Origin of the sequence: Wenyingzhuangia aestuarii (genome assembly GCF_011927765.1) — a bacterium.
In the GTDB taxonomy this organism is placed as follows: domain Bacteria; phylum Bacteroidota; class Bacteroidia; order Flavobacteriales; family Flavobacteriaceae; genus Wenyingzhuangia; species Wenyingzhuangia aestuarii.
Map to the genome: position 1 here is coordinate 1 of NZ_JAATJG010000002.1, position 12,908 is coordinate 12,908.

At 32.1% G+C, this 12,908-nt stretch carries 7 protein-coding genes; 3 read left to right on the forward strand and 4 right to left on the reverse strand.

What is annotated here, in order from left to right; genetic code table 11:
• Positions 1-130: 130 nt before the first annotated feature.
• From GGR97_RS02000 to GGR97_RS02015, 4 genes are read right to left on the reverse strand one after another with little or no spacing between them, the layout of a single operon-like run.
• Positions 131-544, reverse strand: coding sequence for a hypothetical protein (locus tag GGR97_RS02000; protein WP_167896756.1), 414 nt, complete (start codon positions 542-544; stop codon positions 131-133).
• 60 nt (positions 545-604) lie between these two features.
• Entirely contained in the window at positions 605-2,326 is a 1,722-nt protein-coding gene (locus GGR97_RS02005) for a SwmB domain-containing protein (protein WP_167896757.1), read from the reverse strand.
• A 32-nt stretch (positions 2,327-2,358) separates the two neighbouring features.
• A complete protein-coding gene (locus GGR97_RS02010) occupies positions 2,359-4,158 on the reverse strand; it encodes a RagB/SusD family nutrient uptake outer membrane protein (protein ID WP_167896758.1) in 1,800 nt (599 codons plus the stop codon).
• Positions 4,159-4,170: 12 nt separating this feature from the next.
• Positions 4,171-7,257 carry a SusC/RagA family TonB-linked outer membrane protein gene (locus GGR97_RS02015; RefSeq protein ID WP_245229435.1) on the reverse strand — a complete coding sequence of 1,029 codons (3,087 nt, stop codon included), beginning with the start codon at positions 7,255-7,257 and terminating at the stop codon, positions 4,171-4,173.
• Positions 7,258-7,738: 481 nt separating this feature from the next.
• On the opposite strand from GGR97_RS02015, the gene GGR97_RS02020 reads away from it, so the two are divergent.
• The 3 genes from GGR97_RS02020 (at position 7,739) to GGR97_RS02030 (ending at position 12,829) form a co-directional block, all read left to right on the forward strand.
• Positions 7,739-9,760: a glycoside hydrolase family 127 protein gene (locus tag GGR97_RS02020; RefSeq protein WP_167896759.1), complete on the forward strand. Its 2,022-nt coding sequence runs from the start codon at positions 7,739-7,741 to the stop codon at positions 9,758-9,760.
• A gap of 173 nt (positions 9,761-9,933) precedes the next feature.
• Positions 9,934-11,379, forward strand: a complete 1,446-nt coding sequence (locus tag GGR97_RS02025) for a hypothetical protein (protein WP_167896760.1) — start codon at positions 9,934-9,936, stop codon at positions 11,377-11,379.
• A 4-nt stretch (positions 11,380-11,383) separates the two neighbouring features.
• Complete coding sequence (locus tag GGR97_RS02030) at positions 11,384-12,829, forward strand: sulfatase family protein (RefSeq protein ID WP_167896761.1); 1,446 nt, start codon at positions 11,384-11,386, stop codon at positions 12,827-12,829.
• Positions 12,830-12,908: the final 79 nt, after the last annotated feature.

Consider the following 12,908-nt stretch of genomic DNA (forward strand, 5'->3'; position numbering starts at 1 on the left):
AATATCATTAGCTTTAAATGGAATGAGCCCGATAAAATATCGAGCTCATATCAATAATTAATTTTTTAACCGTCCAACTTTTTGGGGGCTGTCCACAATTGCCAACCCCTTTTTTTATTTTTTAAATGTCTTAATTATAAACTTGTTCTTCTACAATACTAATATTAGTATAATTAGTAATAGTACCGTTATTGTCTATATTTAAAGATCCAGTACCTGTGGTTTTATCTCCAGTTATAGTATAGATGCTACTTTCATCTCCATCTGTTTTGGTAACTACAATAGTATATGTTGTATCGTCAGAACTGTCTGTGTAGTTAGTGGTGTTGTATTTGTTTAATCGGGTAGTTGTTTGGTACTCTATAAGCAGAGTTTTAGATTGATAAACGTTTATTTTTTCTAAACCACTACCAGTTATATTACTTAAGGTGTACACTTTTACCAAATCAATATCAGGAGTTCCTTCAAAAATAGATTCTTTAGAGCAACTACCTAGTAAAATGGCAAAGCAAAAAAGAGTGATTGTTTTTAGTATATTTTTCATTTTGTATTCTTTTTTAATCGCTCTTGTAGTTTTTAAGTAACAAGAGCGATGAGTTTTTTATTAAGGTCTTGTTTCTATTTTAATTAAAGAGAAATCATCAATGTACATTTCTTGAGCACCTGTAACTCCTGCGTTTAATGGAGGATGAATTCTAAATGCCCATCTAGAGTTAGATTCGGTAATGTCTTCTGGGAATGTAATTTCTTTTTCTATTAATTGCCAGCTACCTCTTTCTACATTTTCTATGTCCCAAACTTGTTGTAAAAATACAGGTTTGTTAATTTCTGTTCTTATTGCTTTTAGTGTGTTTCCAGGTTCTAAGAAGACTCTGTAAGATGCTTTATAAGTTCCTGCAGGTATAGGATCTGGTTTTGCAAAAGCAAACCCCCACAAGTTAATTCCAGGAAGTGGATTTGCATCTGTAGATTTAAAATGCATAGAAGCTTCTCCTAGAAATGATTTACTTGTTGTTCTTTCGTAATAACCATCTGTGTTACTACCATCTACTTTATTTCCGTTTCCAATAAAATAATCTAGAGCAAAAGCATTGTTAATAGCCGGATGTGAGGTTTCAAAACTAGCCCAACCGTTTCCAGGTAAAACATTAGGTTCAAAATATGGAGTTACCGTTATAGGAGTTGTAAAATCTTCTAAGGGTCTTTCATCAGATGAGGTAATTGTTCCTCCTGCATAGTTTACAGTAATTACATCCGAATTATAAATAGGCTCGCTAAGAGTTAATTCAATATAAGTGGCATCTGCTTCGCTAACTTTTGCATTGCTAACAGAAATGTTTTGGTTAAAAGCTCCGTTGGTTACATTTACGGTAAAGAAACTTTCTTGACTTGTAAAAGGAGTTAATTCTCCAGAAACTTGAAAACGCAAGACTTCGTCTTTGGTTTCTTTAATTTGTCCATTAATAGCAAAAGGTTGTGATGATTTAATAACCTTAACTTTTAAAGGAATAATTTTAGTAGCAGAAGCACTAGGATAATTTACACCGTTAGAGACTCCTCTATTGGCGGTTATGGTTCCGGCATCAAACGTTCCTAATTTAAAAAATTTAATAGTTGCTTCTTTAGCATTATTGGTTATAGGACTTCCGTTTGGAATTTCCCATCTTCTGCTAGTAGGTCTACCTTCAGTAGTTTGATCAAAATAGGTTAAAGAGCTACCTGCTTCTACCTCAACAGTAGGCCATGAATCTTTGTTTTTAGTACTTGTAAGTTCATCAGCAGTAATCGCTATTTTTTCTACACCGTCTTGTAAAATTTTAAAATCAGGCTTTATGTGTCCATATACATCAAAAGTAAATGTAGTATCTATTACATGTAAATTTCCTACTTGTTTAGAAGTAAAAGTTCCTAAACTTGTTTTGTTACTAACAGGAGCATCGTAAGTGTTAAACAATCTTATTTTACTGTAGCCCTTTTTTCTAAAAAAGACATGAGCTTTAGTGTTTTTAGTAACAGTATCATTGTTAATAATAAATAATGGAAGAGAATCAGAAGCTGTAAATCTTTCTTTTAAAAAGTAATTTCCTTTTTCAATAATCCATCTGTGTTCTTTTTGACCTTGAGATAAGTCTAAAAAACTAATATGGGTGTCAATGTTTATAGAAAATCGATCATCACCATTTACATTGGGATTAAAACCAATAATCCAAGAGGTGTCGTTAATTGTATCAGGTGCTGTATAATCAGCGTATTCTTGAGTACAACTTACTACTGTACAAAGTAGTAATGTACCTAGTATTATTTGTTGTATGAATTTATTTTTCATCTGGTTGTGTTTTAAGTTCGTTATAATAACAATTAGTCTATGTTACCGTTTGCGTTCTTTTCTCTTGATGGAATAGGGTAGTAGCTATTTAAGGCATCTGTATAATTACTGTTTGCCAAATCATATTCATAATCTACTACTTCTGCTTGATTTATATCTGCAGGAGCCGTGTCTGTTAAAGAAGGGAAGTTTTGTTTTGTTTTAGCTACTCCTTCGTTATCTGTATAACTATAATTAACTCCATAAAGTGTTAAGTCTGATAGTTCTTGCAAACGTTCTTTAAATCCGTAGTTATCAGATTTTTTCCATCTAATAAAATCAATCCAACGCATAGCATGTCCTTCTGCACCTAATTCTAATGGTTTTTCTATTTTCATAAAACGATCCATAAGGCTAGTTTGTGTGTATACTTCTTCATCATAAGTTCTACTAGTATCTCCATTTGATGGACCTAATAAAACCAATCCCCATCTTTTTCTAATTTGGTTAATTAAACCTAGAGCTTCATCAATTTTATTGGTTTTAATTTTGCATTCTGCTAGGTTTAAAATGGCTTCTGCTAATCTAATTACTGTTAAGTTTTTTGCAGAATAAGCGACTCCGTTTGGTATGTCTCTTTCAGCAGCTACAATATCATGATTGGTGTATTTTTTCCAGTAAGCAAATCCTCCCCAGGCTCTACCATTAAAAGCAGGTCCTGTAACTTCTGTAGTAGGTGCTTGGTAATATAAAGTTTGATAATCTTCTACAATAGCCATCATTGATGATGCTCTAAGTGGTACATTTCTTAACTTTTTTGTGTTGTCTGCAGGATCTATATAATAATTCCTGTCATCTAAAGGATCTTTAGGTTCGTTTTTAAATTCGTATGCAATCCATGCTGGTCCTGCTGCAGTTGTAGAGGTGTTACCACGAGTGTATAATGCCAATATACTGGTACCTGTTCCTCCATCCCAAGGAGCAAAATTTAAATTGATATTATCTGCTGTAAAATTTACTTCAAAAATAGATTCATCATTAAATTCTCCAGCGGTTGTAAACATTAAATCTAAGTCTGTTACAAGCTCGTATCCATGGTTATTAATTACGTCTTCGTAATAAGCACTAGCTTCTGTATACTTTAGTTCGTTTAGGTAAGAGTTTCCTAAAACCATAGCAGCAGCACCTGCAGTAACTTTAGAAATATCATTATCTGGATATTCTCCTTTTTTATAAAGGTTAGCATAGGCATATTCTAAATCTTCTCTAATAAAAGTTAAAACATCAGCAGCCGATGATAATGGTAGTTCATACTCCTCTCTATTGGTAGGAACTTTATTTCTTATAATAATACTACCATTGTTATAAGTAGTGTATAGGTAATAGTGGAACAGTCCTCTAAAAAAACGAGCTTGAGCCATTTGAGATGTCCACTCTTCTTGGTTAATATCTGTATTGGTTTGAATTCTTTCTAAAGCTTCTATTACTTGATTTGCTCTAAAAATTCCTAAATAGTTAGACTGCCATTTTTCATTTACTTCATCAGAAGTTTCTGAATAGGTATGAATGTAAAAAGGAGAAGGAGATGCAGGAGTAGGTCTGTTTAAAGACGGGTATCCCATATCTGATCTTAACATTTCTTCTGGAATGTTAAATGTAGAAGGGTCGTATAAAGTTTTGTATACAGAATACAATCCTTTTTGTGTTTCTCCTAAATCTCTCCAAAAGTTGTCTGTTGTAGCTTCGTTAGGGTTTTCTTGTTCTAAGAAATCTCTTTTCATTTCATCTGTACACGAGGTCATAAAACCAAGAGCAAGCGTGAATATGGTAATTTTAAATATGATATTTTTCATGATTGTACGGTATTAAAAGTTGAAATTAATTCCTGCTAAATATTGTACAGATATAGGTCCTGTTCCTTTATCTAGTCCTTTTGCCGTTACACCACCACCTACTTCAGGATTGTATCCTTTGTAGTTGGTAAAAGTTAAAGGGTTTTGAGAACTGATGTAAAATCTTAGTCTTTCAATTCCTAGTTTTTTTGTTGTTTTTTTAGGTAAACTATAACCTAAGGTTACTTGTCTTAAGCGTAAGTAAGAACCATCTTCTAGCCATAAATCACTATAACCAATAAAGTTTCTGTGGTTTCTAATATCATCACGGAAAGCAGGTACATTGGTTACAGGGTTTGCTTCTGACCATTGATATATTAAATCTTTGTGTCTTCCAAAACCATATGCCCATGCATTAAAACCATTCATAATTTCATGACCTAGTGATGCATACCAGTTCATAGAAAAATCAAAGTCTTTGTAAGTAGCATTTACATTGTAACCAATTTCGTATTTAGGAAGTCCGCTTCCGCTGTATACTCTGTCGTTATCATCTAATTGCTTGTCATTATTTTGATCGATAAACATTACATCTCCCATTTTAGCATTAGAGTCAATAGTTTGATATTCTGCTAATTTTTCCTCAGTATTAATAATTCCGTTAGTTCTCCATAAATAGAAAGCTCCAGCTTCTCTACCTACTTGATGTGCTGTAACTCTAGATTGTGTTTGTGCTCTACTTACCAAACCATTATCATTGGTGAATAAGAAATCATTATCTCCGTTTATTTTGGTGATTTTGTTTTGATTGGTTGTAAAAGTTCCTGTCATTTGATACCAAACTTTTCCAATTCTATTTCTATATCTAGTAGATAACTCAATCCCTTTGTTAGTCATGTTTCCTGCATTTAAAATTACAGTAGCATTGTTTCCACCACCAGCAGATGTTGGTAAGAAAACAGGGAATAACATATCTCTTTTGTGAGTTGAGTAATAATTTGCTCCAAACGTTATTTTGTTTTTTAAGAAAGCTAAATCAACACCTACGTTTGTTTGTACAGAAGTTTCCCACTTTAAGTTTGGGTTTTTAAAATCTGTTTGAGTAGCACCATTGTTTAGTACTTCGCTAGTTCCTGTAGCTCCTACATAATCTATGTTTTGAGTAATAGTAGCTATGTATTGGTAATCTTGAATTCTATTGTTACCTACGGTACCGTGTGTAATTCTAAATTTAAAGTTATTTACAGTGTCTTTAAAATTATTCCAAAATTCTTCATCAGATACATTCCATGCAAACGCTAAAGAAGGAAACATTCCAAAATTGTTATTGTATGCGTATTTAGAAGTTCTATCAAAACGAACACTAGAACTTAAGTTGTATTTTCCTTTGTAATTATATTGTAAACGGGCTAGTTGACTAAACATGGTGCTTGTGTAATCGTTACCAGAGTTTACAATTTGTTCTCCTGTAGCGCTGTTTAAAACATCTAAATCATTATTAATAGCTTCTAGTCTTCTTGCATTAAATTGTTCAAAACTTGTTTTTTCTGCAGTAATAAAAATTCCTAAGTCAAGTTTATGATCGTCAAATTGTTTTTTAATATTACCTCCAATTTCTGCGTAAAAATTAATTCTCTCGTTACTTCTGTCTTCTATATAACTATTAGTAGGTTGAGTAATAGGTTGACCCGTAGTACGGTTAATAACTTCTTGGTAAGGAACTTTTATTTTTCCTCTTCCTATATTGTATGTAACTCCAGAATTAGCTCTTAAGCTAATGTTTTTGTTTACATCGTAATTTAGGTTGATAGAAGCATTGGATCTTAATGTTTTAAGGTATTCTTTAGTTTTTAAACTCTGAATTACCCATGTTAAACGGTTAGCTTGGTCTCCGTTATCTACCAAATCATTAAAATCATCTAAAACCAATCCGTTTTGGTTTGGACTATATACAATGGCTTGTGATAGTAAATTGTTTCTAGGAATATCTCTTTTATCAATAGACAAACCAACGCTTGTACCTACAGATAATTTTCCTTTTTTGTAGGTAGTATTAGATCTGGTATTAAATCTTTCGTAATTAGAGTTTAATTGTAATCCTTTTTGATTAAAAATACCCATAGTTACATTGTAGGTAAGTTCTTTATTACCTCCAGAAACACTAGTGTTGTAATTGTGTATGTATGCTTGGTCGTTAAATAATAGTTTGTTTAAATCTGTATCATTTTGTAACGCATAAGGATTTTGTAAAGTTGGAAGTCTTAAATTAGCATCTACATCTCCTGTTGTATTTCTAAAACTTACTGTGTTTACAAATAATTGCTCAGTAGCATTTAATAAAGGAACAGCTGGTCTTCTTAACTGAATGGCAGAACTACCGTTAACACGAACTTTTAAAGTTCCTTCTTCTCCTTTTTTAGTCGTAATTAATATAACTCCGGCAGCACCACGAGCACCGTAAATAGCTGTAGAAGCAGCATCTTTTAAAATGTCTAAACTTTCTACTTCACTTGGCGGAATTCTAGGATCTCCATCTTGAATAATTCCATCAACAACATATAAAGGAGTATTGTCTCCGTTAATAGAAGTAATTCCACGAATTAAAATTTCTGATTCTCCTCCAGGGGTAGATGGGGCTACAACGTTTACACCAGATACCTGTCCTTGTAATGCCGTACCTAAATCTGAAGTAGTAATTCTTTCTAGTTCTTCAGCTTCAACTCTGGCAACAGCACCGGTTAATTCTTTCTTTTTTACAGAACCATATCCAATTAAAACAACATCATTTAAATTTTCTACATTACTATTTAAAGTTATGTTTTGTGTTGCAGAGGTAATGGTTATGGTTTTATCTTCAAAACCTAAGTAAGCGAACTTTAAAATATCGCCAGATTTAGCTTTTATTACGTATTGACCATCAAAGTCTGAGGTAACAACTACTTTAGTACCAAGTTTGTATACATTGGCACCTATTAAAGGTTCTCCGTTATCATCAACAATAGTACCTGTTACCTTGGTAAATGTTTGTGCATTTGATGGTAAACAGACTAATGAGAGCATAACAATAAGTATGGAAATACTTTTAGTTATGGTTAATCTTGAAAAAATAAAATTTATCATAATTAGTTAGTTAAAATTAGAATTGCTTATCTAGTTTGATAAGCGGGTTTTTGGTTTTGAATTAATGACACTTTATTGATGTGTATTTTTTTAAAATGTCAGTTTTTTAGTTTTAAAAAGTGTTTAAAAATTCGGTATTTGTATTGGATTATTGATAATTAAATATTAAATAATAGTGTTATATAGCAAAATAATAGCTTTTTATCTATTGATTTGTTACGTGGTTTAGCCAATAGTAGTACTATTTTGATTTTTTAGCCTAAAACCACTCTTTCAGGAAATACTAGAAGGTATTAGATTTACATCCATAAACAATTAACAGTACAATTTTGATGTTATTTAAACTATCTAGAGATTAAATTATCATACACATAAGCTTTTGTTTAAGTTTATGTTAAGAAACAAATAGTAAATATTTTGTATTATTTGTTTTAACCGTCTTTTTTTAACAAAAGCATAATTATTAATGAATTATTATACTATGAGAAAAGTTTTTTTAGGGGTTTTAGGTATGTTGACTTTGGGAGTTGCCAATGCACAGGAAAAAGGAATTATGAATAACACTAAAAGTCCTAGTGTAAAATTTAAAAGTATAGACATTGGAGATTGTCATTGGACTTCTGGTTTTTGGGCTGATAAGTTTAAAAAAGCAGAAGAGGTAATGGTACCTTATATGGGAGAAGTTCTAACGGGAGATGTAGGTCATGCATTAAATAATTTTAAAATTGTTGCAGGACTTAAAGAAGGAAAGCATAAGGGAATGAAATGGCATGATGGAGATTTTTATAAATGGATGGAAGCTTCTATGTACATATACGCACAAAACAAAGACCCTAAAATTTTAAAAGAGTTAGATGAGTATATTGATATTATAGGAAAAGCACAAGCTCCTGATGGATATATTCAAACACAAGTACAAGCTTTTACAGATAGAGAAAGATTTGGAAATAGACAATATCATGAAATGTACAATGCAGGTCATTTATTTACGGCTGCTTGTATTCATAATAGAATTACAGGTAAAACCAATTTTTTAGATATTGCCATCAAACAAGCAGATTTTTTGTACAAAACCTTTATGCCAGAACCTAAAGGAGATTTAAAGCGTTTTGGATTTAATCAAACTCAAATAATGGGATTGGTAGAGTTGTATAGAACTACTCAAGATGATCGTTATTTAAAATTGGCTGAATTGTTTATCAACTTAAGAGGAAAGTCAGGTGTAGAGCCAAGTTCTGTTGCAGGTTACAAGTTTATTGGAGATATGGTACAAGAACGTACCCCATTAAGAAAAGCAAAAACAGCAGAAGGACACGCTGTATTGGCTTTGTATTTTTATGCAGGAGCTGCTGATGTATATGCAGAAACAGGAGAGCAAGCATTAATTGATGCTTTGGATAGATTGTGGAGTAATGTGGTCAATAAAAAAATGTATGTAACAGGAGCTGTAGGGCAAACACATCACGGAGTATCATCACATGTAGATATGGTTCACGAAGGTTTTATTAATGAATACATGATGCCTAACTTAACGGCTTATAATGAAACTTGTGCTAATATTTGTAACTCTATGTTTAGTTACCGTATGTTAGGGTTGCATGGAGAAGCTAAGTATGCAGATATTATGGAATTAGTATTATTTAACAGTGCTTTGTCTGGAATTAGTATTGAGGGGAAAGATTATTTTTATGCAAATCCATTACGTGTAAGTCATAAAGGATATGATCCTGGAAACGATACAGAATTTGATGTTCGTCAGCCTTATATTCCATGTTTTTGTTGTCCACCAAACTTGGTGCGTACCATTGCAAAATTATCAGGATGGGCATATAGCTTAACTAGTAACGGTGTTGCTGTAAACTTATTTGGAGGAAATGAATTGTCTACAAAAATGTTAGATGGTTCTAAACTTAAATTAACGCAAGAGTCTCAATACCCTTGGCAAGGAAATGTAACTTTAACCGTAGATAAATGTAAAAGAGATGCTTTTGATATTTTGGTTAGAATACCAGAATGGGCTAAAGGAACTACTGTAAAAGTAAACGGTAAAGATGCTGGGTATAAAGTTATACCAGGTCAATACCTTACTATGAATAAAAAATGGAGAAAAGGTGATGTGATTACTTTAGACATGCCAATGGAAATTAAATTGTTAGAAGGAAATCCATTAATAGAAGAAGTAAGAAATCAAGCAGCAGTTAAAAGAGGGCCTGTGGTATACTGTGTAGAAAGTCCAGATTTACCTAACAATACAGAGGTTTTAGATGTGTATTTGCCTTTTGATTCTAAATTAACAGCAAATTACAAACCAGATTTCTTAGGAGGAGTTACTACTATTTCTGGAGCATTGGCTATTCGTAAAGATAAAAATGAAGCTATGTATAACGAAGTGTCTAAACCTACATGGGAAACCAAAAATGTACAGTTAGTTCCTTATTTTTCTTGGGCAAACAGAGGAGTAAGTGAAATGTCTGTTTGGTTACCCGTTCTTTGGAATAAGTAATAATAAATACATTTTAGTTATTGTAAAAAAAACAGGTATTTCTTTGTAAGAAAAGTAACTGCCTGTTTTTTTAATGTTAATATGTTAAGAAAGTGTTGTTTGTAGTGCATATACACCCATAGAATAATAGGTTATTGTGCTAATTTTCAACTCTAATTTAATAGCTAAAATATATGAAAACGATAAAGGTATTTTTCTTAGTTTCTTTCTTGTTTGTAATGAGTTTATCATCTCAAAACAAGGCAAGTATTAAGGTTGTAAAGAATTATAAAAATTGGAATTGGGAAGAAGTATATGTGGCTAAAAATCCATACATAAGTGTGGCAGTAGTTCCTAAAGCAGCAGGTAGAATTTTAGAATATAATTTGGGTGATGTTCCTTCGTTATGGATCAATTCTAAGTTAATGGGAAAAAGTTTTGCACCTACCGATGAGGTTAAAATGCAGGAGTGGAGAAATTTTGGAGGTTATAGATTAGTTCCTTTGCCTATAGAAAATTGTTCGGTAGATAAAGATGGAAGTAAAGCCCAACGTTGGCCACCACCTGCCATTATTGGAGACAGTCCTTACAAAGCAAAAAAGGGAGTTGATAGAAAAGGAAATGAAACCATTGAAGTCACTTCTGGAATACAAGAATTACCAGTTCCATCATACAATGGAAAATTAAAACGTTTTGTATATCCTAATAAAATAGAAGAAAAGTTAGAATATAGTAGAAGTTTGTATATAGAGCCTAATTCTAGTTTGGTACATATCAATCATCACTTAAAAAATGTAGGAAACAAAAAAGTAAAACGTGGAATTATGATTTCTAGTCAACATGTTTCTAGAAGTAATCCCAATTTAACGGATGGCGAAAATTATGTAGCTTATGTTCCTTTTAGTAAAGAATATTTATTACCTAACGGAAAGCAATATCAAGTAATGTCAAGCCCAGAAGCTAGATGGAGATACATTAACAGAAATAGGTTTAAGTTAGATAAAAACAACCCAGAAGATGTTGCAAAATATTACAACCACGGAACCAATTGGAAAGGAGAAGTTGCTCCAGGAATTTATGAGGTGGAGTATGATTATAATTTAATGGCAGGTTTTCATATTGTTTCTTCAGAATCTTGGATCTGTTATGTAAACAAAACGAACAATACTGCTTTTGCTAAAATTATGGAACCTTATGATAGCTCTTTAGAGTACGATCATGGTTTAAATATGGCTATTTTTTGTAGCGGATTAGAAACAGGTTATTTAGAAACAGAAGTAAAAACTCCATTGTATACTTTACAACCTTTAGAAAGTTTTGATTATAAAGAAATACACGGAGCCGCAAAAATTCAGAATACACCTGTGTTGGGGGTTACTATGGCGGGAATTACCACTCAAAAATTAAGTTGTAAAAACGGACAGGTTTTGGGTAGTTATGGAGTGTTTGTAGCATCATCGGCTTACTTAGTTTCAGAAGATGATAAGGGAGTAGAAATTGATAGAATATTTATAGAAAAAGTAAATCCATTACAACCTTTTAATGTGCATGTAAACTATACAAAATTGTTTAAAACATTAAAACTAGTGTTGATTGATGAAAATAATAAAGAATACGAATTAGATAAATTTAATAAGTAATAAAATGAAAAATAAGTTTAAAAAAGGATTGTTGAGTTCTTTAACGGTGTTAATGGCTTTTACAAGTGTATTTGCTAAAGACAAAAGACCTAACATTGTAGTTGTGTTGTGTGATGATTTAGGTTATGCAGATGTTGGCTTTAATGGATCTAAGGATATTATTACTCCAAATATTGATAAGTTGGCACATGCAGGAACCATATTTTCATCGGCATATGTAGCACATCCTTTCTGTGGACCAAGTAGAACTAGTATTATGACAGGGCAATACTCTCATGCCATGGGAGCACAATTTAATTTAATTAGAAATAGTGAAAAATATAATTTAGGAATTCCTCTTACAGAAAAGTTCATCAGTAAAGAACTACAAGATGCTGGATATTACACAGGAGCTATTGGAAAATGGCATTTAGGATCTAATGAACAGTTTCATCCTAACAACCGTGGATACGATGAGTTTTTTGGTTTTTTAGGAGGAGGACACAGATATTTTCCGGAGCAGTACAGACCTATATACGAAAAGCAAAAAGCAGCAGGAAATAAAAATATTTTTGATTATTTAACTCCATTAGAATACAACGGAAAACAAGTAAAAGAAACTGCATATATTACCGATGCTTTTTCTAGAGAAGCTGTAACGTTTGTAAACAAAGCAACTAAAAAAGAACAGCCTTTCTTTTTGTATTTAGCATACAACGCTCCACACGTTCCTTTAGAAGCTAAGGAAGATGATTTAAAAGTGTTTAGTACTATTAAAGATGTAAAACGTAGAACTTATGCAGCTATGGTTTATGCTGTAGATAGAGGAGTGGGTAAATTGGTAGAAACCTTAAAAGCAACTAACGAATTTGAGAATACATTAATTGTCTTTTTAAGTGATAATGGAGGAAAGTTAGTAGTTGGTGCGGCTAATAACGATCCTTTAAGAGAAGGAAAAGGAAGTGCTTATGAAGGTGGTTTTAGAGTTCCAATGTTTTTTCATTGGCCCAATAAAGTAAAAGCAGGACATGTGTTTAAACATCCGGTTTCGGCTATAGATTTTTATCCAACTTTTGCTGGTTTGGCAAAAGTAAATGTTTCTAAAAATAACAAGCTAGCAGGAAAAGATGTATGGTGCGATGTAAAGGCAAATAAAAATCCACATAAAGATGATATGCTATATATTTTAAGACACAGAACAGGATTAAGTGATGTAGCTGCTAGAAAAAATGAATGGAAAGCTGTTAAAGTTGGTACTAAAAAATGGCAATTGTTTAATATAGAAAAAGACATTCGTGAACAAAATGATTTAAGTAATCAGCATCCAGAAATTTTAAAAAGTTTGGTTACAGAAGCTGAAAAATGGAGTAAAACAAATGAGGAACCCAAATGGTTTCATTCTTTAGAAGAAGGAGAGTTGTGGAAGAAATACAATATGCCTAGGTTTGATGAAACTTTTTCGTTAGATTAAAATATTTAAAAGAGTAAAATAAAAAAGCAACCAGTAGGGTTGCTTTTTTTATGCAGAATGGTTTTATAATTGTGAAATC